The following is a 22,060-nucleotide window of genomic DNA, read 5'->3' as shown; positions in this document are numbered from 1 at the left end:
TTCTTTGGCCGACACATACACGGGCATGTGTCGTACGCAAACTCTTCGATCAACGCAAAACCTGTAGGAGCCGGCTTGCTGGCGATGGCGGCCTGACAGGCACCACAAAACCTCAGCCGGACCACAACGCCTGTCAGGAACGCATTGCCGCCAACGCCGACAACGCCCGCTCCCATATCTGCCACGTACGCAACCAGACCATCGCCTGCCAGTCGCTGTCGGCAGGATAGAACTGTTCCAGCAGATTCAGTTTGATCTCGCGCCCCACGGCATCGCCAGGATTGCCGTGCAGATGCAACCAATGATCGTCACGCAGATGACGATGAACCTCTGCCCCCGGATACGTCCCGCACTCAATCACGAAGGGCATCAGGCGCACCTGCGGCAACGCATCGATCAGCGCCTGCGAGGTGTAGCCGGTTGCCGTCGCGGCCACACCGGTTTCGCTCAGCGTATCGGCACCGGTCAGCAGCGTGTAGAGCCATGGCCCGTAGATCGCCTGCGCATCCTGCAACGCTGGATAAGCGGACTCGGTGATGGTCAGCAACATCGGATGGCCGTACTCCCCGGCGCCGGTGTGCAAGTCAAAGCACATGGCGACCTCGGCGTGGGCGACATGCTTTTGCAGGATCTGGTGCAACGTGCGGTTCGACCAACTCGGCGCCCGCCCGCCATAAAACAGACCATCGGGATGACTGTGCTGGCCGCCCTCGACAATCGACATCACCGCCGGCCAGCCGTGATCGTGGATCTGCTGGTTAAGCAGCGCATCGGCGCGATCACGCTCGGGGCCTGTCAACTCAGTGCAGGCATAGATTTCATGCAGCGCGGCGTAGGCCCGGTTGTCCGGCAGTGGATGTTCAAAGTTCAGGTGATTGCGGTTCAGGTCGATGTTGTCTTCGTTGACCCGGCGCAACCACGCCGCCCCCCAGGGATTGATCAGATGAACGAACACCACGGCGACATCGGCCGGCAGAGAACGCTTGCCCAACTCCTGCATCCATTTGATCTGACAGCCCGAGCCATAGAAACCTTCGACCCCGTGAGTGCCACTCAACGCGATCAGCAAGCGTTTGGCGCCCGGATCACCGAGCACCGCCACATCGGTGCTCAACGGCTCACCGAACGGCCCTTTGAGCGGGTGCGGGTACTCAGTCAGCGTCGCGCCGGCCATGGTCGCTGCTGCCAGAAATTGTTCACGCTGGGTGCGATAGCCGGGCTGGGTGGGAAAGTCGGTCTGCATGTCTGCCTCTTGTTTGTTTTCTGGCCTGCCTGTTGCCCTCGACCCTACAGAAAATCCGTCACTGGATGAAGGACAAAACGCCCTGTGGTTTGCGTCGCTTCCTGTCGGCCGATAAAGTCCCCTGAACTTTTCCCACGGACGGAGTGCCCCGCGTGTTCTCAACCCTTCATTTGAGCCGCTATCGCCTGTCAGCCCTTTCGCTGATTGCCAGTGCATTAATCCTCGCGGCGTGCAGTGCCCCGCCCTCCTCGACCTTACCGGTCGCACCGGAAACCGCCTCGGGCTATCGCACCGACCTGCAAACCCGCCACGCCTCGAAACACATGGCAGCAGCAGCCAACCCACTCGCCGCCGAAGCCGGACGGGCGATGCTGCGCCAGGGCGGTTCGGCGATTGATGCCGCCATCGCCATGCAAGCAGTGCTGACGCTGGTCGAGCCGCAATCGTCGGGGATCGGTGGTGGCGCGTTGATTGTGTTGTGGGATGGCAAAGCCGTGCGCACGTACGACGGTCGTGAAACCGCGCCGGCCGGCGCCACCGAGAAGCTGTTCTTGCAGGCCGATGGCAAACCGATGCCGTTCACTCAGGCGCAGATTGGCGGTCGCTCGGTCGGCACGCCGGGCGTGTTACGGGCGCTGGAACTGGCTCATCAGAAACACGGGCGCCTGCCCTGGGCGCAGCTGTTCGAGCCAGCGATCAAACTCGCGGAACAAGGCTTCGCCATCTCGCCGCGCCTGTATCAGCTGATTGCTTCGGATTCGTCCATGCAGCGCTCGCCGGACATGATGGCGTACTTCCTGAACGCGGATGGCAGCCCGAAAGCCGTCGGCACCTCACTGAAAAATCCGGCACTGGCCGCCGTGTTCAAACGCATCGCCAAGGAAGGTCCCGATGCGCTGTACAAAGGCCCCATCGCGCAGGAAATCGTCGCCAAGGTTCAGGGCCACGCCAACCCCGGCACCCTGTCACTGAACGACCTCAACGGTTACACCGCCAAGGAACGCGCGCCGTTGTGTACCGATTACAAACGCTGGCAGGTCTGCGGCATGCCGCCACCGTCGTCGGGCGGGATCGCCGTGGCGCAGATTCTCGGCACCTTGCAGGCGCTGGAAGCCCGCGACCCGCGTTATGCCCTGGCGCCACTGAAGCCAGTCAAAAGCGCCCAACCCGCTGGCATCGAACCGCCCCCTGAAGCCGTGCACCTGATCTCCGAAGCCGAGCGCCTCGCCTACGCCGACCGTGCACAGTACGTCGCCGACAGCGACTTCGTGCCCGTCCCGGTCAAAGGTCTGGTGGACCCGACCTATCTGGCCAGCCGCGCCGCTCTGATCGGTGATCGCAGCATGGGCACGGCCAAACCCGGCACGCCGCCAGGCATTCAGGTCGCCTACGCGCCGGACCGCTCGCCACTGCGCATTTCCACCTCTCAGGTGGTGGCGGTCGATGACCAGAGTGGTGCAGTGTCGATGACCACCACGGTCGAATCCGCGTTCGGCTCGCACCTGATGGTCCAGGGCTTTCTGCTCAACAATCAGATGACCGACTTCTCGTTCATCCCCGAAGAAAACGGGCAAAAGGTCGCCAACCGCGTAGAACCCGGCAAACGCCCGCGCTCCTCCATGGCGCCGACCCTGATCTTCGACCGCCAGAGCGGCGAATTCCTCGCCACCATCGGCTCTCCCGGCGGCTCGCAAATCATCGAGTACGTGGCCAAATCCACCCTCGGCCTGCTCGACTGGAACCTCGACCCGCAAACCGCCATCAACCTGCCCAACTTCGGCAGCCGCAACGGCCCGACCGAACTGGAACGCGGGCAGTTCAGCGCCGAGCTGATTCAGGCGCTGAAGGACAAAGGGCACAACGTGAGCGAGATCGACATGACCAGCGGGACGCAGGCGATTGTCCGGGTCAGGGATGCGCTGGGGAAAGCGTCGCTGGCGGGTGGAGCGGATCCAAGGCGTGAGGGGGAAGCGTTGGGGGATTGAGTCCTACATGGCAGGGAAAAGGCTTACCGGGAGGTAAGCCTTTTTAATGGAGAACCCATCCTGATCGTCCAGCTTGCGCAGCCTTTTCCTACCCGCAGATGAATGCTTCCAAGATAGAGTTTGAAGACCGATTTTCCCGTAGCCGACCAGGCCTGTCCCATCGACGCCAACACTGTCGAGATGGAGTAACCCATGAATATTCGTCCGATTCACACCGACGAGGACTACCGTGCAGCCCTCAAGAGCGTGTCAGCAATGTTCGACAATGAACCAGAGCCTGGCACCCCTGAGGGTGACTACTTCGACATCATGATCACGCTTATTGAAGCGTATGAATCGAAGCAGTTTCCTGTCGATTTGCCCAATCCGATCGATGCAATCAAATTTCGCATGGAGCAATCTGGTCTGTCCGCCGCAGACCTTGCGCCCGCCATAGGCCGGACAAACCGAGTCTACGAAGTGCTCAACGGCAAGCGTGCATTAACGCTTCCTATGATCTGGAAACTTCATGATCTATTCGGCATACCTGCCGAGAGCTTGATCAAGCCTGTGAAGCAGGCTTGACCTTCATCCTGTCTGCAGTTGAAACCTCAAATCACGCCGGCACACCCAAAATAATATGCGACGCCTTGATCACCGCCGTCGCACTCACACCCGGCGCCAGGCCCAGTTCTGCAACAGCCTGGCGTGTCACGATCGAGTAAACCTCGTCACCGCCATCGAGCTGGATCACTACTTCGGCGTTCACCGCGCCGTCGATGACGCTGGTGACTCTGCCTTCGAGGCAGTTGCGCGCCGACAGGCGAATGTCACTGGATTCGGTCATCAACATGACCCACGGCGCTTTGACCAGCGCGATGGCGTCCTTGCCGACCGCCAGGCCGAGGCTTTTCACGCTTTCCATGGTAACCACCGCCACCAACTGATTGCCGCCCGCCAGTTTCAGCGATACCTCGGCATTGACCGCGCCTGGTTGCAATTGACTGATGGTGCCTTTGAATACATTACGTGCGCTGACTTTCACGATGTTGTCTCCACAAATAGTTAGTTTTACTTAGCGAGAGATTTTCAAAGCCTGCCGTGCCTTGTGCTTTTCAAGCGCCAGCTCGATCAGACGACTGACCAGCTCGCTGTACGTCATGCCCGTGGCCTGCCACAACTTGGGGTACATGCTGATGCGGGTGAAACCGGGCAGCGAGTTGATCTCGTTGATCAACACTTCACCGCTGTCCGTCAGGAACACATCGACCCGCGCCAGCCCGGAGCAGCCGAGCACCTGAAACGCCTCGACGGCCAGGGCCCGAATGCGTTCGCTGGCTTCGGTGCTGATGTCAGCCGGAACCACCACTTGCGCGGCCTGTGCGTCGATGTACTTGCTGTCGTAGGAATAAAACCCACTGCGCACGACGATTTCGCCACAGCCACTGGCGATAGCGTCTTCGTTGCCGAGCACCGCGCATTCGATCTCGCGGCCGCTGACGGCGGATTCGACCAGCACTTTTTCATCGAAACCGAGGGCCAGTTCGACCGCTGCTGTGTACTCGGCTTCATCGTTGACCTTGCTCACGCCCACCGAAGAGCCCTGATTCGCCGGTTTGACGAACAGCGGCAGCCCGAGTTTGCCCCGGACCTCGGCGAACCCGGTGCGCTTGGCGGTTGCGCGGGTCAGGGTCACGAACGGCGTCACCGCCAACCCGGCATCGCGCAGCAGGCGCTTGCTGATGTCCTTGTCCATGCACACCGCCGAGCCCAGTACATCGGAGCCGACAAACGGCAGATCGGCCATGCGCAGCAACCCTTGCAGGCAACCGTCTTCACCCAGCGTGCCGTGGACGATCGGGAAAATCACATCAACGTGGCCCAACAGCTCCTGACTGGAAGTCTCCACCAGTTGCTGACGGGTTTTGCCCGGCACCACGGCCAGTTCACGGTTGGACTGGTTGAGGGCGATCAGCGCCGGGTTTTCCTGGTTCAACAGGAAGTTCGACGGATCGTTCAAGTGCCAATGACCCTGCTTGTCGATACCGATCAACACCGGATCGAAGCGCGAACGATCCAGCGCGTCGACGATGTTTTTCGCCGATTGCAGCGACACTTCGTGCTCCGCCGAACGGCCACCAAAAATAATGCCTACCCGCAGTTTGCTCATTCAGAACTCCTCAGCGACTGGCCACCAGATGCGCACCGAACAACAGGTAGCAACTGCCGGCAAAGCGATCCAGCCATTGGCGCGAACGGTCGTACACCCGCGCCATCCGACGGCTGGAGAAAACCAGTGCCACGCTGCAATACCAACTGAACGACAACGTCGCCATGGTCAATACGGCCAGCGCCAGCAATGTCGGGGGCACCGTCGCGGGCATGGCGGTCGCGAAGATCGTCGCCACGAACAGTGCGGATTTTGGGTTGGTCATGTTGCCCAGAAAACCCTGGCCATACACCGACCACAATGTGCGCCCCGCGCCGTCAAGCAAGCGGCTGTCGCCCGCAGCAACCGGCGGTTTGCGCTTGAACTGCTTCAAGCCGAGATAGATCAGGTAACAACCACCGGCAATCTTGAAACTCAGGTAAAGCGTCGGCGCCGCGCTGAACAGCGACTTGATGCCCAACCCACCCGCCAGCCCCCAGAGCACCGTGCCGGTGGCCACGCCCAGCGCAGCCACCACGCCGTGACGTTTGGATTGACTGGCTGCCAACTGCGCGATGTTGAAGAAGTTCGGCCCCGGCGTCACCACCGCAACCGTCCACAACAGCGCCAGCGACAACAACGGAGCGGCGTAGCTCAGGTGGGATATTTCCATTATGTGGGTCGCCTTCTTGGCTGCAGAGGATGCGCAACACATTGCAACATTTGCACTCGGTTTTCTACTCGTGCGAGACCTTCCATCCGCCAGCAGACAGACGACCGGTCACTGGGCTAACGTGTTCTGCATAAAACTCAAGGCAACGATCACCATGGCCCCTCACCCGCCTCGCAATGACTGGTTCCACCGCGCGCCCGACGTTTCTGGCCTGCAGCGTTTCGAAGCTTTTTTTGCCGGTCATGGCTACGACTTGCACCGCCACGACACCTACGCCATCGGTCACACCCTGGCCGGCGTGCAGAGTTATCAGTACCGCGGCGCCTGGCGCCACAGCCTGCCCGGCGGAACGATGGTGCTGCACCCGGACGAAATCCATGATGGTGAGGCCGGGACCGAGACCGGGTTCCACTACCGGATGATGTACATCGAACCGGCGCTGATCCAGCAGATGCTCGGCGGTCAACCGCTGCCGTTCATCAAGAACGGGCTGTCGACCGACCCACGCCTGTTCGCCGCCACCGAAGTGCTGCTGCGCAGTCTCGATTGCCCGCTCGAACCGCTGGAAGAACAGGACGCGCTGTTCGATCTGGCTCAAGCCTTGAACAGCGTAGGCGGAGTGACCGACACGCGCCCAAGCTTCGACTATGTGGCAGCGGAACGCGCGCGGGAGTACATGCACAGCGCCCTGGATCGCACCGTGACCCTGGAAGAGCTGGCGCACCACAGCGGGCGAGATCGCTGGAGCCTGTCACGGGATTTTCGCCTGTTGTTCGGCACCAGCCCTTATCGATACCTGACCATGCGTCGCCTGGACCTGGTCCGCTCGCTGCTGATTCAGGGCCAGTCGCTGGTCAGTGCCGCGTTGATCGCCGGCTTCACCGACCAGAGCCACATGACCCGCCAGTTCAGCAAAACCTACGGCTTGTCACCGGCGCGCTGGATGAAAATGCACCGGCGCTGAGCCACGCACAATCGTACAAGAAGTGCGCCGTTGCGCTGGTTACCGTGGTTCTACGATCAACCACGAGAGCTTCTTCATGAAAGCTTACGAAAGCCTGAACTTCGCCGAAAAAATCGCCCGGATCGACTCGCACTGGACACCGCGCGTCATTGCCGAAATGAACGACTACCAGTTCAAGGTCGTGAAGCTGCTGGGGGATTTCATCTGGCACGACCACCTCGATACCGACGAAGCCTTCATCGTGCTCGAAGGCCAGTTGCGCATCGATTTTCGTGATGGCCACGTGCTGGTGAACGCCGGCGAAATGTTCGTGGTGTCCAAGGGCGTCGAGCACAAGCCGTTCGCCGAGCAGGAGGTGAAACTCCTGCTGATCGAACCCCGGGGCGTGTTGAACACCGGCGACAAGGGTGGCGAGCGCACGGCGGAGAATGACCTCTGGGTCTGAAGTCTTACGGCTGCAAGGCTTTGCCGTCCACCGGATCACCGATGGTCAGGAAATGCCCGCCCGCCACGTGGTGCAAGGTGCGCAACGCATCGTGCCCCTCGAAATGCCAACGTCCGTCGCTGAACACGCGCTCGTCCGCCTGGGCCGCAATCACTTCGGCCAGGAACAGATCGTATTGTTGGTGGTTGTTCGGTTCCGGCAGCAACCGGCATTCGAGCCAGGCCACGCAGCCTTCGAGCATCGGCGCGTCGATCAACTCGCCGTTGAAGGTCTGCAAGCCATAGGTCTGGAACTTGTCCCGGCCCTGGCCTTGAGTCAGCTCCAGGCCCGAGGTCGAGCCGACGGTTTGCGCGATATCGGCCTGGGCAGCGCAGGGTACGTTCAGCACGAACGTGCCCGACGCTTCCAGCAGTTGCCGGGTCCAGGTGGACTTGTCGAGCACCACGGCAATTTTCGGTGGTTCAAAATCCAGCGGCATGGCCCAGGCCGCCGCCATGATGTTGCGCTGCCCGTCATGGGCCGCGCTGACCAGCACGGTCGGCCCATGGTTGAGCAGGCGATAAGCCTTGGACAAGGGAACCGGACGGCGGTGGGAAGCGCTCATGGGATCTGCTCCTGGGGAAAAGAGCCGATTGTAGCGATATCCGCCCGGTTCGCAGGCATCAAGTCGTTAGCTGGTTGGCAAACTGCCCGACCGCGTTCACCACTTTCTGCGCGCCGTCCTGAATCTCGACAATCACCGTGCCCGCCTCTGCCGCCAGCGCCAGCCCTTGCTCCGCTTGAGTTTTGCCGTCGGTCATCAGAGACACCGCGTTACGCGCCATTTCCTGGTTCTGACGCACCACCACGACAATTTCATCGGTGGCCTGACTGGTGCGCGAAGCCAATTGCCGGACCTCGTCCGCGACCACGGCAAAACCACGACCTTGTTCACCGGCACGGGCCGCTTCGATCGCCGCGTTGAGTGCCAGCAGGTTGGTCTGCTCGGCGATGCCGCTGATGGTTTTGACGATGGTGCCGATCACCAGCGACTGCTCGTTCAAGGCCTCGATGCCCTCGCCGGCCGTTTGCATATGCTTGGCCAGGTCGCGCATCACGTTCACCGCTTGTGTCACTACCGCCGTGCCGCGCTGGGCGCTTTGATCGGTTTGCTGCGAGGTGCCGTAGGCAATGTTCGCCGCTTCAGCGACAGCCTGTTCCTGATTGACCTGATCGGTAATCACCGTGGCGAACTTCACCACTTTGTAGAGTTTGTTATTGGCGTCGACCACCGGGTTGTAGGACGCCTCCAGCCAGACCGTACGCCCGTGGTTATCCACGCGCTTGAAGCGGCCGGCGACAAACTCGCCGGCATTCAGGCGACGCCAGAAGTCCTGATACTCGGCGCTGTTGTACTCCTGCGCATCACAGAAGGTACGGTGATGTTTGCCCTTGATCTGCGCCAGGCTGTAACCCATGCCGTTGAGGAAGCGGTCGTTGGCCGACAACACGTTGCCAGCGAGGTCGAACTCGATCACCGCCGTCGAGCGTACCAGCGCGCCGATCAGGTTCTCGTGTTCACGGGATGCCTCGATGGTGCGGGTCAGGTCACTGGAGTAAATCGAAATATGCTTGATCCGTCCGTCCGAGGATCGCACCGGCTGCACGATCGAGCGCAACCAGGCTTCCTGGCCATCGCCACGCAGTAGGCGCACCGCACCGGCGAAGTGCTCGCCACGGGTCAGCGCAGCCTTGAAACGGTGATGGAATTCATCGGACTTCACGTGGGGCGGCACGATGTCTTCGATCGGACGATCGATCAGGTCGTGGCTCTTATAGAGCATCTCGCTGAGGAAGTTCTGGTTGGCCGATTGAATCCGGCCATCGGGGTGGAGCGTCAGGGCCAGCATTTCGCTTTCCAGACTTTCCTTCACTTGCTGAAGGCAGGAGAGTTCTTCGCGAAGAGCCGACAACTCTTGCTTCAAGCGTTTGTTGAACATGGGAAAGCACCGATGGCAGGGAGAAAAAAGCGGCATGCAGCCTAGCCATCGGCCTTGGGGATATTTTCTGAAGAGTGTTTCAGGGTTGTCCTACAAAAATAGTTGTCATGGGCGCAGCGCCACCTTCAATCAGATGGCGCCAGCCGCCGGGCAATTACCTGTGTTCGGCGTACGAGCGCCGAAATACAGCGCGCTGCTCACGCCCACCGCGCCCATCACCGCGCAGAAAATCACGCAGATCCATGGGCTCCACGGCATCAGACCGATCAGCAACAGCGGTGTGACACTCGCCCACGCGGCGTAGGCAATGTTGTACGTGAAGGAAATCCCCGAGACGCGAATCCGCGCCGGGAACAGGCTGACCATCACCGACGGCACCGCGCCGACCACGCCACAACTCAGGCCGGCAATCGCATACGCCAGACCGATCCAGTTGCCACCGATGATCAGGCAGGTATAAAGCACGCCGATGCCCAGCGGCAGCAGCAGGCTGTACAGCATCACGGTGCGCCAGGCGCCGATACGGTCGACGAGCAAACCGGCGAGTACGCAGCCGATGTTCAGGAACACGATGCCCAATGCGCTCAGGCCGAAGGTGTGGCTGGCGGTCATGCCGAAGGTTTTCTGCATCATGGTCGGGGTGATGACCACAAACACCACCACGGCTGAAGTCAGCACGCAGGTGAGGATCATCGCCGGCAAAATGGCCAGGCGATGTTCACGCAGGACCGTGCGCAGTGGCAGTTCGACGGCGGCATCACGCTTCGCCTGCATCGCCATGAACACCGGAGTTTCATTGAGCCAGCGGCGCAGCCAGACGCCTATCACGCCAAATACGCCGCCCAGCAGAAACGGGTAACGCCATGCGAAATCGAGGATCTCCGCCGGGGTGAACGCCTGCGCCAGAAAGGTCGCTGTCAGCGCTCCGATCAAGTAGCCAAAGGTCAGCCCGGCTTGAAGGAAACCCAGTGCATAACCGCGATGCCCGGCCGGCGCGTGCTCGGCGACGAACACCCAGGCGCTCGGCACTTCACCGCCGACCGCCGCGCCTTGCAGCACCCGCAGGACCAACAACAGCAAGGGTGCGAAGTAACCGATCTGGGCGTAGGTCGGCATGATGCCGATCAGCAGGCACGGCAGCGCCATCATCAGAATGCTCAGGCTGAAGACTTTCTTGCGCCCCAGCCGGTCGGCGAAATGCGCCATCAGAATCCCGCCCAACGGCCGCGCCAGGTAACCGGTGACAAAAATCCCGAAACTTTGCAGCAGGCGCAGCCATTCGGGCATTTCCGGCGGGAAGAACAGCTGACTGAGGGTCAGGGCGAAAAACACGAAAATGATGAAATCGTAGATTTCCAGCGCGCCGCCGAGGGCCGCTAGGCCGAGGGTCTTGTAGTCCGAGCGGCTGAACGGTGCCGGGCGCGAATCGTTAAGGGCAGTCATCAAAAGAACTCTGGCATGGGCAAAAAACCAAGGCGCACATGGTCTACGCAAACGCGCCAGCGGACAACCCGTTAGACCATAGTCCCGTATGGGTAAAACTTCGTCACAAATCGTGACCGATTGATTTACTGTTGGCACCTGTCCAGACGGGCCTTTGCAGCCCTGAAGACCATAACAAACATAAAAATTCGAGGTACTCCCGTGGCTGCTGATATCGAAGATACCCGCTCCGCCCGTTTTGCCCTGCGCTGTTCAAGTTTTGCCGAACGCTGGTTTCCTGATTCCTGGGTGTTTGCTGCGCTGGCGGTGATCATCGTCGCCGTGGCCACCCTGTTCATGGGCGCGAAACCCACCGATGCCGCGATGGCCTTCGGTGACGGGTTCTGGAGCCTGATTCCGTTCACCATGCAGATGGCGTTCGTGGTGATCGGCGGTTATGTAGTCGCCAGCTCGCCGCCCGCCGTCAAGCTGATCGACCGTCTGGCGCGCATCCCCAAGAACGGCCGCTCCGCCGTGGCGTGGGTGGCGCTGATTTCCATGGTCGCATCGCTGTTGAACTGGGGGTTGTCGCTGGTGTTCGGCGGCTTGCTGGTGCGCGCCCTCGCCCGCCGCACCGATCTGAAAATGGATTATCGCGCCGCCGGTGCTGCCGCATACCTGGGCCTTGGCGCGGTGTGGGCCCTGGGCCTGTCGTCGTCGGCTGCGCAGTTGCAGGCCAACCCGGCCAGTTTGCCGCCGTCGATCCTGTCGATCACCGGGGTGATTCCGTTCACGCAAACCATCTTTCTCTGGCAGTCCGGCGTCATGTTGCTGGCGCTGATCGTGATCTCGCTGATCATTGCCTACGCCACCGCCCCAGGCCCCAACTCGGCCCGCGATGCCAAAGCCTGCGGCATCGACCCGAGCTTCAACCTGCCACCGCTGCAACCGCGTACTCGCCCCGGCGAATGGCTGGAACACAGCCCGCTGCTGACGATTCTGCTGGTGCTGCTGGCGGCCGGGTGGCTGTTCCACGAGTTCTCGACCAAACCGGCAATCAGTGCGATTTCCGGGCTGAACACCTACAACTTCCTGTTCATCATGCTCGGTGCCCTGCTGCACTGGCGCCCGCGCAGTTTCCTCGATGCGGTGTCCCGCGCGGTGCCGACCACCACCGGCGTGCTGATCCAGTTCCCGTTGTACGGCTCGATCGCCGCACTGATGACCACGGTCAAAGGCACTGACGCGCAGACTCTGGCGCACCACATCTCGACCTTTTTCGTACAAATCGCGTCCCACGACACCTACGCGCTGCTGATGGGCGTGTACTCGGCGATCCTCGGCTTCTTCATCCCGTCGGGCGGCGGCAAGTGGATCATCGAAGCGCCGTATGTGATGCAAGTGGCCACCGACCTGAACTACCACCTGGGCTGGGCCGTGCAGATCTACAACGCCGCCGAAGCCTTGCCGAACCTGATCAACCCGTTCTACATGCTGCCGCTGCTGGGCGTGCTGGGTTTGAAGGCTAGGGACTTGATCGGGTTTTCGTTCGTACAACTGCTGGTGCATACGCCGCTGGTGCTGTTTCTGCTGTGGGCGTTGGGGACGACGCTGACGTATACGGCGCCGGTGATGCCGTAATGCAAAAAGGGGCCGATATTTCTATCGGCCCCTACTTCTCGTTCGGTCTCTTCTGTTTCAGTATGTCTTCGCCCGTTCTCGAGGGCCCACACGCTGAAAAGGATCTGAGCATGTTCAAACTCGCAGCACTCACCCTCGCCGCCCTCACCCTGAGCACCGCCGCCCAGGCGGATGCCGATCTGAAACTGGGCAGCACCGAGCGCGTCACCCGGCTGTTCGCTTACCCCAACAACTGCAACGTGATCTGCTTTCGCAACTGGACGCTGGAGCAAACCGTCGAGCATTACCTGACGCAAAGCGTGCAGCGTGATGGTTACAGCGATGCGAAGGTGCAGGTCAAAACCGATAACGATCAGCTCTATGCCGCAATCACCGGTGTGCCCAGGGGCTATGAAAAGCCGTTGGCAGCGCTGCTCGATGCCGGCGATCTGGCTTATACCGGCGCCAGCAAGCTGAATGCCGACGGCAAGTGGGCTTATAGCTGGTACTTGTTCCTGCCGCTGGGCATGGCCCTGGAGAACCGCAGAAGTGTCGAGTTGCTGCACTTCCCGCCGGATTACTCGCTGACACAGGCCCAGGACTATCTGGAGTCCAAGACCACCGATCGTTGGGCCACGCTGCTGACGATCAATGGCATCCCTGCCGATCATACGCCGGCTTTCCAGACCATCATCGACATCGCCCCGATCGCCGCGCCCTCCAACGCAGGCAAGGATCTCGAAGGCGTCTACGACTACTTCAAGGACTACCAGACCACCATGGTCAAGGAAGTCAGCCAGAACGCCAGCGGTGCTGCGTTGCCGATGGTCGCGTTCGGTGCGCCGGTGCGTAACTGGATCAAGCAGCAATACGGGCCGACCGTGAACGTACTGGGCCTGGCAACCATCAGTCCGAAGGAAGGGGTGAAAGTGCCAGTACTGGGTTCCAACCACCCGAGCTACATCTGGTACGCCGCCGACCCGGCCAGCTACACCGGTAAAGATGCCCAGGCCCAGGCCGACGCGGCGGGCCTTAAAGTCATGGGCCAGGACTTGAGTGCCGCATGCTGGCAGGCCACAATGGGCCGCGACCTCGACAGCAATCCAGACATCGAACTAAGAAGCTGCACCCAGACCTGGCAGGTGGCTCAGGCAGATAAAACCTGCGAACTGTTCTACACCTCGATCCGCAACCTGACGCCTGGGCAAGCCACGGCCAAATGCGCGACGACGCCGATCAAGGCTCAACTCAAACAGCTCAAGGTCCCCACGCCTGCGACCGCAGTGCCTGCTACGCATCTGTAAAAAACTGAACGGCGTTCCTGCGTGAGCCTTGGCTGACGTGGGAGCGCGCGCTTTTCCTCTGTCAGTTATGACAGTAGACCGGTGGTTTTTTTTGCGAGAGTCTTGAGGCGTACCCATGTGCTGCAGGGCTGACAGGATGTCAGCTGACGGAGGTCGCAGCGCCCCGCCGACAAGGATTGTGATGAAACCCCACGCTGAGCAAGGAATCACCTCACCGCCATTCAATGGCATCTATCCGTTTATGGAATTGCCCCCTCGACTGGGATTCCCTACCACGGAAGACTTTCAAATCATCAACAATGCTCAGGGAGAGCCAATCGCTGTCGCCGCTTTGCGCGAATTCCCGCGGCTGAGCCGAATCTGCCGTATTTCCGGGCATTTGCTGCCCTATCGCTGCCGACGCACTCGGCAAATGGCGCCGGGCATTCATGTCTATGACCCGCGCTTCTGCGGATTGCTTAACCACGCCTGCGACCCCAACGCCTTTCTCGACATGAGTGAACTGTGGTTATGGGCGCTCAAAGACATCAAAAAAGGCGATCGACTGACGATGGATTTCGCCACGACGGAAGACAGGCTGCAGCGGCAGTTTGCCTGCCGCTGTGGTTGTCCTTGCTGCCGTGGCTGGATCACCGGCTACGACGAATCGCCGAATGCCGCTGGCCAGTTGTTCTTCCAGAATTGGCGCCGATGACGCCGGGGGCTTTTACAGCGGCTCGAATGGACGCAGGCGGTACTGCGGCGGCAACTGCTCGAAACCACTGATGGTGGCATTCAGGCTCTTCCACCGACCGTCCTTGATGCCGTAGATGCAGCCGTGAATCGACAGTTTCTGTCCGCGGTGCCAGGCGTTTTGCACAATGCTGGTATGCCCGACGTTGGCCACTTGCTGGATCACGTTGAGTTCGCAAAGGCGATCAACCTGCTCCTCTTCGGTAGGCAGTTTGGAGAGTTCTTCGCGCTTTTCGTAGTAAAGGTCACGAATCGACCGCAGCCAGCCATCGATCAAGCCGAACTGGCGATCCTGCATCGAAGCACGCACACCGCCGCAGCCATAGTGGCCGGTAACGAGGATGTGTTTGACCTTGAGCACGTCCACCGCGTACTGAATCACCGACAGGCAGTTGAGGTCTGTGTGCAGCACCACGTTAGCCACGTTGCGGTGGACGAACAGGTCGCCAGGCAGCATGCCGACAATCTCGTTCGCCGGTACACGGGCGTCGGAGCAGCCGATCCAGAGGAATTCCGGCGTTTGCTGACGCGCCAGTTTGGCGAAGAAATCAGGATCTTCTTTGGTGATCGCGTCAGCCCAGCGCTCGTTGTTATCAATCAGATCTTGTAAGTCGTTCATGCAATGAAGCCTCGAGAATGATGCGCTGCTTTGACAGACAACCGCCCGTCGGGGTCACGCGCAAGATGCAGATTGCCGATGAGGCATATTACCGGTGTTCCCTGCCGGCGGAATTCCCGGCCGCCCAGTGGGTCTACCGTAGTAAGGCTCACAGTATGAGGAATTACCATGAATGATTCACGACGTCCGTACGATGCGGTGCAACCCGAGCCCATCGACGACAACGAAGACCGCATGGGTTCGCTGCAGGAGCTGGATTTCGACGAGGAAGAACCCAGCGCGAAAATCGGCGACGAACTGACGCAAACGGAACGCGAGCGACTGATGCCGCGAAACCGCGTGCGTGAAGCCGGCATGACCGGCGCCTCTACCGCTGACCATGAGTCCACCGATGATGACATGAGCCCGGAAACGTTGATCCGTGAAGACGGTGTGCGGGACGCCCACGAGGCGGGTGAAGATCGCCGGGCCGATTGGGATTTGAGCATCGTCGATGAAGATGACATCGGCGGGGGCAATGGGCTGGATGAAGAAGAACTGGCGCGGCTGGATCCGCTGGATGGGAATCGGTGATCGTGGGAGTCAATGAGGACGCCTTCGCGGGCAAGTCGGATCGCCGCCCGCTCGCTCCTACGGGGAATTGCATTGCAGACGTAGGAGCGAGGCTTGCCCGCGAAGCTTTTAAGGCTCAATCCACCAGGGTGCAGGCCATGACCACGGCATCTTCGCGCCCACCCACCGCCGGATAATAATCCCGACGCCGGCCAATCTCGTTGAACCCGTACCGCTCATACAACCGAAACGCCGAGCGATTGCTGTCGCGCACTTCCAGAAAACATTCCCGCGCCTCAGCTTTGTAGGCAATCGACATCAGGTGTTCCAGCAGCGTCAAACCCAGGCCACGGCCCTGATTTTCCGGTTTGACGGTGATGTTCAGCAGGTGCGCTTCATCCAGAATGATCTGCACCACGCCGTGCCCGACCTGCTGTGAACCTTCGAACATCAGCCAGATCTGGTACTTGCCCAGCCCATCGAGAAAAATCCCGCGGGTCCAGGGATGGCTGTACGCCGCGAATTCAATTTTCAGGACAGCGTCCAGGTCCGCCTCGGTCATCGGGCGAAACGATACAGCGTCACTCATTCGATTCTTTCCAGCGCGCCATCAGCCGACGCATGGCTTGCCAGACATCAGCCTTACGCTGTGGCTCTTCCATTAATAATTCCAGGCCCGGCAGGGCCCAGACCGCGCCCAGGCCTTCGACCTGAAGTTCACGATTGAAGGATTCGGCGTTGGCCTCGCCGGCAAAACGCACCGCCGGCAGGCCGATCAGCCACACGCAGACGCACGGTGCGTCTTCCAGCCGGGCCGAGAGAAAACCTTGTACGAAATCACGAGCCGCTTCCGGGCCTTGATCCATGGTGCCGCGAACCAACAATGGCCAGCGCACCGGTTCGCCGACAATTTGCGGGCTGTCCGGCAGACCGGCGGCGCGCAGCATGTCTTTGAGCAGCAGATAGGCGGGATCGCGGGTCTGGAAGGTTTCGCCTGTGGGTAACTCCACCAGCAGCAGGCAACGACCGGCACGCAGCAATTGCAGGGCGAAACGCGGTGGCGGCACGATCGGCGCCTTGACCGCGACCGGTGCCTCCTCTTCTTCGACCTTGGCGTTGGTGCGCGTGCTGGCCAACGATGGCCGCGGCACCTCGATTTTTACCCGTTCGGCCGGTTTGACCACAGGTTCCGCAGGCGCATCGGCCACTGGCACCGGCACCACCGGGGCGACGACCAACGGCTCGGGCATCTCCAGCAGCTCGGGCCGTGAAGGCGCGGCGAAGGGCAATTCGGTGCGCGGCAGCCAGTTGACCACCTGCATGGCGGTCAAATAAGCGCGGCGACGGGACTCGATTAGCAAAGGTCGGCCACTTGTGGATAACTAAAGTGCGCTGATTCTACCGCCCTTCGCTCAAGATCGCCCGCGCTTGATCGATACTCTTTCCCTTAGAAACAGCTACAGCCCGTCCCGAGAGTGAATCGCATCGGTCCCGATGCAGTACAATCGCGGCTTTTAATCGCCAACCAGCCGGCCATTCCGATGATCGAACCCAAGCGCGTCTTGCGCGCCCTCGCTGAACACTGGGCACTTCTGGAGCCACTGTGCGAGCACTTCGACCAAGGCACACTGAGCCTCAACGAACTGCGCACGCAACTGGCCGCCCAGCAACTCGACAGTACGCCGCAGGACATCACCAGCCTGCTGGACGTGTGGATCCGCCTCGACATTCTGGTTCCCGTGGCGAAAAGCCCGAACCGTTTCGAGCTCAACGCGCAGATCCACGACTTCCTCGCTTACCTGCGCCGTGAGCACCGCCTGGGCCTGTGCCTGGAAATCGAAGCCTATCTGCGCCACCTCGAACGTCTGGCCGGTTACATCCAGGACGCCTTCGACATCCGCGACGGCCACGACCTGGCGCGCCAATTGCGCCTGCTCGACATGCGTGTGCGCGATGTACTGAAGAAACTCGCCAACGACGAACAGGCGCTGGTGGCCGTCGCCGAACGTGCCAAGACCAGCGACCGGCAGATCCCGCTGCGTCAGCGTTACGCCGAAGTACTGGCGACCTGGGACGAATACGTCGAGCCAATGATTCAGTTGGTGAACGCCGACGGCGCCTTCGAACAAGGCGTACGCAAGGTCGAAAACGTCCTGTTGAAGATGCTCACCGAGCAGCAACGCCTCGGCCACCTGGTCGACGACGACATGCTGCTGCGCACCCACGCACGCATCCTCGAAATGCAGACCAGCGCTCAATTGACGCTGCGTCATGCCCGCGAACTGCTGCTGCCGCTGCGTGAAGAAGCCCGCCGGCACAACGCCGTGACCCGTGGCGCAGCGCTGGCCTTGTCGGCCATCCGTCGCAAAGGTATCGACGCGGTGCCACAAGCAGCGATGCCGATGTTCACCCGGCCGCAAAGCACCTTTCTCGGCAGCGCCAGTCAGGTCGAAGCCTACGTCTACGCGCTGGCCCGTTTCGAGCCGAAACCGGCGCGTTTCCCCAAGGCCCACAAGACCCAGAAAGGCGAAGCGCCGCGCGCACCACGCACCGTTCGCGAAATGCTTGAACGCTGCGAAGACGCGCTGCCGATGCCAGACCTGATGACCTGGCTGCTGGAGCAGGAACCGGACGGCGCCACCGACGAATTGTTGTACTGGTTCTCGCGCCTGTCGCGGGAAAAACGCTTCAAACGCGAGCGTCTGGAACGCCGCGATTACCACACTCACGAGCACCAGGTCAGCCTGCGCTCCTTCGCCCTGCTCTCGGCCCGCGACACCGCCGCCGAGGATTCTGCGAGCACTCCACATGCATCTTGATCTATCCGAACTGTCCCAGCTGGCGCCGATCTTTCGCGAGCTGTTCAAGGGCTACCACGTCAGCCGCCGCGACCCGGAGCTGTACGCGCAACTGTCGAACTTCCAGGACCAGTACCGCACGCTGTTCAAGGCGCTGGGTTTTGAACTGGTCTGCGACACCCGCGGTTTCTACTACTTTGTGCCGGACCTCGCCGCCGCTGCCGTGAACAAGACCGCGCAGCGTCTGGCGCTGTTCACCTTCATCCTCGTCGAGCATCTGGCCGATCAGGGCCGTGACCCGATTGCCGTGCTCGACGGCGGCAGCCTCGGTCGCGATGAACTGCCGTCGCTGCTGGAAAAGTACCGCGACCTGTTCATCCAGGCCGAAGTGCAGACCGTCGAAGAACTCGAAGAAAAAATCATGCGCCGCATGACGCAGCTTGGGTTCGCCGGTGAAGAAAACGGCGTCTACCGCTTCCTGCCGCCGATGCACCGTTTCCTCGACGTGTGCCTGTCGGTTCAGCAAGACCGCGACCTGGCTGCCAGCCTGCACAGCGTGCTGCCGCTGCCGGTTCCGGTACTGATCGACGACGACAGCGACGAGAAACTGCTGCAAACCGATGACCCGCTGGACTTGAGCGACTTCGAAGAAGAAAGCGAAGAAGACGCCCTGGCCCGCGCCATTGCTGAAGAACAGGAGACCGATGCATGAGCAAGGAACGCTACGGCATCCGCCGCTTTGCCCTTTTGAACACCGCCGGTTACAGCCTCGGCCTGTTTCCGCTGGAAGAACCGTTGTCGGTCTACGGCGCGAACAACCTCGGTAAATCCGCGTCGATCAACGCCTTGCAGTTCCCGATTCTGGCGCGCATGTCGGACATGAGTTTCGGCAAGTACAGCCTGGAACAATCCCGGCGTTTCTACTTCGCTTCGGACACCAGTTACATCCTGGTTGAAGTCTCGCTGCCCCACGGCCCGCACGTGATCGGCGTGGTCGGTCGCGGCCCGGGAGGTGGTTTCGGCCACCAGTTCTTTGCCTACGCCGGCAAACTCGACCTGGCCCACTACCAGAAAAACGACACCTGCCTGCGTCAGAAAGAACTGTTCACCAATCTTGAGCGCGAAGGCCTGAAAGCCTACGAACTCAAGCCGGATGAACTGCGTCGTTTGCTGGTCGGTGGTCACACCTCAATTCCGCTGGACCTGACCCTGATTCCGCTGCGCTCCACCAGCGAGCAGAGCCTGAAGACCTTCCGCGCGCTGTTCATCAACCTGCTGCACATGCGCGAAATCACCGCGGCCAAGCTCAAGCAGTTGTTCCTCGATGCTTTCGAACACAGCCTGCGTTCCGGCAGTGTCGATTACATCGCTGCGTGCGAAGAAGCCTTCCGCGATGTACGACGCATGGAGCAGGACTACAACTCGCTGGTCACCGCCGGCCCGCTGGTTGAAGCGCTGGCCTCAGGCGTTGCCCAGCGCAATATCCTGCGCGGCAAACTGCACCGGATCTCGCCGCTGCTCGATTCATTGCTCGGCACCTGGTCGGACTACGCCAGTGCGCGCAAGGAAGAACTGACGATTCAGGCCGAACATTACCGCAACGAGCAGGACGCGCTGCAGAATGATCAGCGTGGCGGCACGCAGGAGCTGATGCGTCTGGAGCGGGAAATCACTGGTATCCAGCGCTGGCTCGGCGAGTTGTCGGTGCTCAAGCATCGCTTCGCGTTGGTGACTGACGTCAAGGTCCTTGAGCAGCAATTGCTCGCGGCCAAGGACGCGCACGATGAACTGGCCGGTGCGCTGGCACAGTCGCGGCAGTTCTCTGCCGAAGACCTGGAAGAGCGTCTGCGCGATCTGGAAAAACGTTTGAAGTCGGTGAAACAGCAACTCGATCACGCCGACAACAACAGCTACGCCCGTCTGCGTGAAGAGTTCTCGCAACAGGACGTCGAGCGTCTGATGCGCTTGTTCAACAGCGCGTTGTTCAGCCTGCCGTTGGGCGAGCATGGCATCACGCTGGACGAGGACGGTCAGTGGGTCAAATCCATGGAGCTGATCCTCGACGGCTTCAAAGGCGAGCGCTTCGAAGTACCGGGCTTGTCCATCGACATCTCGCACATTGAGCCTCCGGCATTGCAGGCCCTGGCGGACCGTGCCGCGTTGCGCGATCAGAAAGACCGTCTGGAAAAAGAACTCAAGCAACTGAAAACTCAGGCTGCCGTGGTCGCCGACCGCGCAGCGAGCAAGACCCAGACCGAAGCGCTGTACCAGCAAGTGCTGGACGCGCAGAAAGCCCTGGAAGATTTCCGTCGCGCGCAAACCCTGAGCGCCGAGGAAGACGACAAACTTGAGCAACTGGCGCAGATGGAAGCGGCGCAGGAAGAACTGAAACGTTCCAGCGACGCCTTCACCGAACGTGTCCAACAACTGTCGGCCAAGCTGCAACTGGTCGGCCGGCAGATCGGCGACATGGAAGCCAAGCAACGCACCCTCGACGACGCCCTGCGCCGCCGTCAGCTGTTGCCGGCAGACCTGCCGTTCGGCACGCCGTTCATGGACCCGATCGACGATTCCATGGACAACCTGTTGCCGCTGCTCAACGACTATCAGGACAGCTGGCAGGGCTTGCTGCGCAGCGATGGCCAGATCGACGCGTTGTACGCTCAGGTACGCCTCAAGGGCGTGGCCAAGTTCGACAGCGAAGACGATATGGAGCGTCGCCTGCAACTGCTGATCAACGCGTATGCGCACCGCACCGACGAAGCCCTGACCCTCGGCAAGGCACGCCGTGCCGCGGTTACCGACATCGCCCGGACCCTGCGCAACATCCGCAGCGACTACGACAGCCTCGAGCACCAACTGGCGCTGTTCAACCGCGAGATCAACAAGCGCCAGGTCTCCAACCTGCAGAGCTTCCGCATCGTGCTTGCGCCGAACAAGGAAGCGCTCAAGCACATCGACCAGATCATCCACAGCGCCGGTCAGTACGAAGAAGGCGAAACCCTCTCCGTGTTCGACCTGAGCCAAAGCGCCGATCAGGACAACAAGAACGAAGAAGCCAAGGAATACCTGGCGCGCCTGGTAGCGGCGAACCACAACCAGCTTGGTCTCAAGGACTTGTTCGAACTGGCATTCGAGATCACCAAGGTCAACGGTCAACCGGTGATCCACACCGACATCGACGGCGCCGCGTCCAACGGCACGACGATGACCATCAAGGCGTTGACCAACATGTACTTGTTGCTGCACTTGATGGACCGCGACCAGGCCGGTCGCGTGCGCCTGCCGTACTACCTCGACGAGGCGGCGGACATCGATGAGAAGAACCAGGCAGCGTTGCTGGAAACCAGTCTGCAACTGGGCTTCGTGCCGATTCTGGCGAGTGTGAAGCCGCAGGTCTGCGCCAGTGTGGCGATTGACCTGGAAGGGGGTAGCGGGCCGAACGGGATCTATATCGATGAGGCGGACTGGAAGTACATCCGTCGTCACGATGAGGTGAAGGCGGTGGTTAATGTTGAAGCGGATGAACCGGAGCTGGATGCGGTTTGATCTGAGTTAAATCCGAAGCAATAAAAAAGGCCGCGATCCAAATGGAT

At 60.8% G+C, this 22,060-nt stretch carries 20 protein-coding genes and 2 pseudogenes; 11 read left to right on the top strand and 11 right to left on the bottom strand.

Annotated features, from left to right (window positions below; translation table 11 throughout):
- Window positions 1–133: 133 nt before the first annotated feature.
- Window positions 134–1,243: a DUF2817 domain-containing protein gene (locus ACYZUC_RS25035; protein ID WP_461991053.1), complete on the bottom strand. Its 1,110-nt coding sequence runs from the start codon at window positions 1,241–1,243 to the stop codon at window positions 134–136.
- 152 nt (window positions 1,244–1,395) lie between these two features.
- Between ACYZUC_RS25035 and ggt the strand changes: the two genes are divergently transcribed.
- Both ggt and ACYZUC_RS25025 read left to right on the top strand, forming a co-directional pair.
- On the top strand, window positions 1,396–3,228 hold the full coding sequence (gene ggt / locus ACYZUC_RS25030) for a gamma-glutamyltransferase (RefSeq protein WP_461991051.1): 1,833 nt from the start codon (window positions 1,396–1,398) through the stop codon (window positions 3,226–3,228).
- A 192-nt stretch (window positions 3,229–3,420) separates the two neighbouring features.
- Window positions 3,421–3,792: a helix-turn-helix domain-containing protein gene (locus tag ACYZUC_RS25025; protein WP_008025840.1), complete on the top strand. Its 372-nt coding sequence runs from the start codon at window positions 3,421–3,423 to the stop codon at window positions 3,790–3,792.
- A gap of 31 nt (window positions 3,793–3,823) precedes the next feature.
- Here ACYZUC_RS25025 and ACYZUC_RS25020 read toward each other — a convergent pair whose 3' ends face one another.
- Genes ACYZUC_RS25020 through ACYZUC_RS25010 form a run of 3 tightly spaced genes read right to left on the bottom strand, consistent with a single transcriptional unit; the run spans window position 3,824 to window position 6,029 of the window.
- Window positions 3,824–4,252: a TOBE domain-containing protein gene (locus ACYZUC_RS25020; RefSeq protein ID WP_461991049.1), complete on the bottom strand. Its 429-nt coding sequence runs from the start codon at window positions 4,250–4,252 to the stop codon at window positions 3,824–3,826.
- Between the two features lie 30 nt (window positions 4,253–4,282).
- Window positions 4,283–5,377, bottom strand: a complete 1,095-nt coding sequence (gene ddlA / locus ACYZUC_RS25015) for a D-alanine--D-alanine ligase (protein ID WP_461991047.1) — start codon at window positions 5,375–5,377, stop codon at window positions 4,283–4,285.
- 10 nt (window positions 5,378–5,387) lie between these two features.
- The gene (locus tag ACYZUC_RS25010; protein WP_461991045.1) at window positions 5,388–6,029 is read right to left on the bottom strand and encodes a LysE family translocator; all 642 of its coding nucleotides are present in this window, start codon (window positions 6,027–6,029) and stop codon (window positions 5,388–5,390) included.
- Window positions 6,030–6,183: 154 nt separating this feature from the next.
- Between ACYZUC_RS25010 and ACYZUC_RS25005 the strand changes: the two genes are divergently transcribed.
- Window positions 6,184–6,993: an AraC family transcriptional regulator gene (locus ACYZUC_RS25005; RefSeq protein ID WP_461991043.1), complete on the top strand. Its 810-nt coding sequence runs from the start codon at window positions 6,184–6,186 to the stop codon at window positions 6,991–6,993.
- A gap of 76 nt (window positions 6,994–7,069) precedes the next feature.
- Window positions 7,070–7,438 carry a cupin domain-containing protein gene (locus tag ACYZUC_RS25000; RefSeq protein ID WP_461991041.1) on the top strand — a complete coding sequence of 123 codons (369 nt, stop codon included), beginning with the start codon at window positions 7,070–7,072 and terminating at the stop codon, window positions 7,436–7,438.
- Between the two features lie 4 nt (window positions 7,439–7,442).
- Here the strand turns inward: ACYZUC_RS25000 and ACYZUC_RS24995 are convergent, their stop codons facing one another.
- The 4 genes and pseudogenes from ACYZUC_RS24995 to ACYZUC_RS24980 form a co-directional block, all read right to left on the bottom strand.
- Window positions 7,443–8,042: a flavin reductase family protein gene (locus tag ACYZUC_RS24995; protein ID WP_461991039.1), complete on the bottom strand. Its 600-nt coding sequence runs from the start codon at window positions 8,040–8,042 to the stop codon at window positions 7,443–7,445.
- Between the two features lie 58 nt (window positions 8,043–8,100).
- Window positions 8,101–8,535 (bottom strand): annotated as a pseudogene (locus ACYZUC_RS24990) (methyl-accepting chemotaxis protein); the annotation flags it as partial.
- Between the two features lie 153 nt (window positions 8,536–8,688).
- A pseudogene (locus ACYZUC_RS24985) lies at window positions 8,689–9,327 on the bottom strand (PAS domain-containing protein); the annotation flags it as partial.
- Between the two features lie 219 nt (window positions 9,328–9,546).
- The gene (locus ACYZUC_RS24980) at window positions 9,547–10,860 is read right to left on the bottom strand and encodes an MFS transporter (protein ID WP_461991037.1); all 1,314 of its coding nucleotides are present in this window, start codon (window positions 10,858–10,860) and stop codon (window positions 9,547–9,549) included.
- Window positions 10,861–11,061: 201 nt separating this feature from the next.
- Here ACYZUC_RS24980 and ACYZUC_RS24975 point away from each other — a divergent pair, with 201 nt between their 5' ends.
- The 3 genes from ACYZUC_RS24975 to ACYZUC_RS24965 all read left to right on the top strand — a co-directional run bounded on the left by ACYZUC_RS24975 (window position 11,062) and on the right by ACYZUC_RS24965 (window position 14,457).
- Window positions 11,062–12,480, top strand: a complete 1,419-nt coding sequence (locus ACYZUC_RS24975) for a short-chain fatty acid transporter (RefSeq protein ID WP_033061219.1) — start codon at window positions 11,062–11,064, stop codon at window positions 12,478–12,480.
- Window positions 12,481–12,590: 110 nt separating this feature from the next.
- Window positions 12,591–13,763: a hypothetical protein gene (locus ACYZUC_RS24970; RefSeq protein WP_461991035.1), complete on the top strand. Its 1,173-nt coding sequence runs from the start codon at window positions 12,591–12,593 to the stop codon at window positions 13,761–13,763.
- Between the two features lie 181 nt (window positions 13,764–13,944).
- Window positions 13,945–14,457: an SET domain-containing protein-lysine N-methyltransferase gene (locus tag ACYZUC_RS24965; RefSeq protein ID WP_461991033.1), complete on the top strand. Its 513-nt coding sequence runs from the start codon at window positions 13,945–13,947 to the stop codon at window positions 14,455–14,457.
- Window positions 14,458–14,469: 12 nt separating this feature from the next.
- On the opposite strand, the gene can is transcribed toward ACYZUC_RS24965, so the two are convergent.
- A complete protein-coding gene (gene can / locus ACYZUC_RS24960) occupies window positions 14,470–15,114 on the bottom strand; it encodes a carbonate dehydratase (RefSeq protein WP_461991031.1) in 645 nt (214 codons plus the stop codon).
- Between the two features lie 168 nt (window positions 15,115–15,282).
- Here can and ACYZUC_RS24955 point away from each other — a divergent pair, with 168 nt between their 5' ends.
- Window positions 15,283–15,687 (top strand): serine kinase/phosphatase, encoded by a 405-nt coding sequence (locus tag ACYZUC_RS24955; protein WP_461991029.1) that lies wholly within the window; start codon window positions 15,283–15,285, stop codon window positions 15,685–15,687.
- A gap of 115 nt (window positions 15,688–15,802) precedes the next feature.
- On the opposite strand, the gene rimI is transcribed toward ACYZUC_RS24955, so the two are convergent.
- The gene (gene rimI, locus ACYZUC_RS24950; RefSeq protein WP_008025817.1) at window positions 15,803–16,255 is read right to left on the bottom strand and encodes a ribosomal protein S18-alanine N-acetyltransferase; all 453 of its coding nucleotides are present in this window, start codon (window positions 16,253–16,255) and stop codon (window positions 15,803–15,805) included.
- Entirely contained in the window at window positions 16,248–16,988 is a 741-nt protein-coding gene (locus ACYZUC_RS24945; protein ID WP_461996758.1) for an energy transducer TonB, read from the bottom strand. The genes rimI and ACYZUC_RS24945 overlap by 8 nt, the downstream gene beginning before the upstream one ends.
- Window positions 16,989–17,207: 219 nt before the next feature.
- On the opposite strand from ACYZUC_RS24945, the gene mksB reads away from it, so the two are divergent.
- From mksB to mksF, 3 genes are read left to right on the top strand one after another with little or no spacing between them, the layout of a single operon-like run.
- Entirely contained in the window at window positions 17,208–18,485 is a 1,278-nt protein-coding gene (mksB, locus tag ACYZUC_RS24940; protein WP_214378716.1) for an Mks condensin complex protein MksB, read from the top strand.
- Complete coding sequence (gene mksE, locus ACYZUC_RS24935) at window positions 18,475–19,176, top strand: Mks condensin complex protein MksE (protein ID WP_461991026.1); 702 nt, start codon at window positions 18,475–18,477, stop codon at window positions 19,174–19,176. The genes mksB and mksE overlap by 11 nt, the downstream gene beginning before the upstream one ends.
- A complete protein-coding gene (gene mksF, locus ACYZUC_RS24930) occupies window positions 19,173–22,013 on the top strand; it encodes an Mks condensin complex protein MksF (protein ID WP_461991024.1) in 2,841 nt (946 codons plus the stop codon). Before mksE ends, mksF begins: the two co-directional genes overlap by 4 nt.
- Window positions 22,014–22,060: the final 47 nt, after the last annotated feature.

It is taken from the genome of Pseudomonas sp. GT1P32 (assembly GCF_054897805.1).
This window is presented reverse-complemented; position numbering and strand designations above follow the sequence as displayed.

Excerpts from the sequence above, each read along its gene's own strand:
- can (WP_461991031.1), bottom strand. The coding sequence starts at position 15,114 with ATGAACGACTTACAAGATCTGATTGATAACAACGAGCGCTGGGCTGAC.
- mksE (WP_461991026.1), top strand. The coding sequence starts at position 18,475 with ATGCATCTTGATCTATCCGAACTGTCCCAGCTGGCGCCGATCTTTCGC.
- ACYZUC_RS25000 (WP_461991041.1), top strand. The coding sequence starts at position 7,070 with ATGAAAGCTTACGAAAGCCTGAACTTCGCCGAAAAAATCGCCCGGATC.
- ACYZUC_RS24945 (WP_461996758.1), bottom strand. The coding sequence starts at position 16,988 with ATGCAGGTGGTCAACTGGCTGCCGCGCACCGAATTGCCCTTCGCCGCG.
- ddlA (WP_461991047.1), bottom strand. The coding sequence starts at position 5,377 with ATGAGCAAACTGCGGGTAGGCATTATTTTTGGTGGCCGTTCGGCGGAG.
- ACYZUC_RS25005 (WP_461991043.1), top strand. The coding sequence starts at position 6,184 with ATGGCCCCTCACCCGCCTCGCAATGACTGGTTCCACCGCGCGCCCGAC.
- rimI (WP_008025817.1), bottom strand. The coding sequence starts at position 16,255 with ATGAGTGACGCTGTATCGTTTCGCCCGATGACCGAGGCGGACCTGGAC.
- ACYZUC_RS24980 (WP_461991037.1), bottom strand. The coding sequence starts at position 10,860 with ATGACTGCCCTTAACGATTCGCGCCCGGCACCGTTCAGCCGCTCGGAC.
- ACYZUC_RS25035 (WP_461991053.1), bottom strand. The coding sequence starts at position 1,243 with ATGCAGACCGACTTTCCCACCCAGCCCGGCTATCGCACCCAGCGTGAA.
- ACYZUC_RS24965 (WP_461991033.1), top strand. The coding sequence starts at position 13,945 with ATGAAACCCCACGCTGAGCAAGGAATCACCTCACCGCCATTCAATGGC.
- ACYZUC_RS24970 (WP_461991035.1), top strand. The coding sequence starts at position 12,591 with ATGTTCAAACTCGCAGCACTCACCCTCGCCGCCCTCACCCTGAGCACC.
- ACYZUC_RS24955 (WP_461991029.1), top strand. The coding sequence starts at position 15,283 with ATGAATGATTCACGACGTCCGTACGATGCGGTGCAACCCGAGCCCATC.
- ACYZUC_RS25010 (WP_461991045.1), bottom strand. The coding sequence starts at position 6,029 with ATGGAAATATCCCACCTGAGCTACGCCGCTCCGTTGTTGTCGCTGGCG.
- mksB (WP_214378716.1), top strand. The coding sequence starts at position 17,208 with ATGATCGAACCCAAGCGCGTCTTGCGCGCCCTCGCTGAACACTGGGCA.
- ACYZUC_RS25025 (WP_008025840.1), top strand. The coding sequence starts at position 3,421 with ATGAATATTCGTCCGATTCACACCGACGAGGACTACCGTGCAGCCCTC.
- mksF (WP_461991024.1), top strand. The coding sequence starts at position 19,173 with ATGAGCAAGGAACGCTACGGCATCCGCCGCTTTGCCCTTTTGAACACC.
- ACYZUC_RS24995 (WP_461991039.1), bottom strand. The coding sequence starts at position 8,042 with ATGAGCGCTTCCCACCGCCGTCCGGTTCCCTTGTCCAAGGCTTATCGC.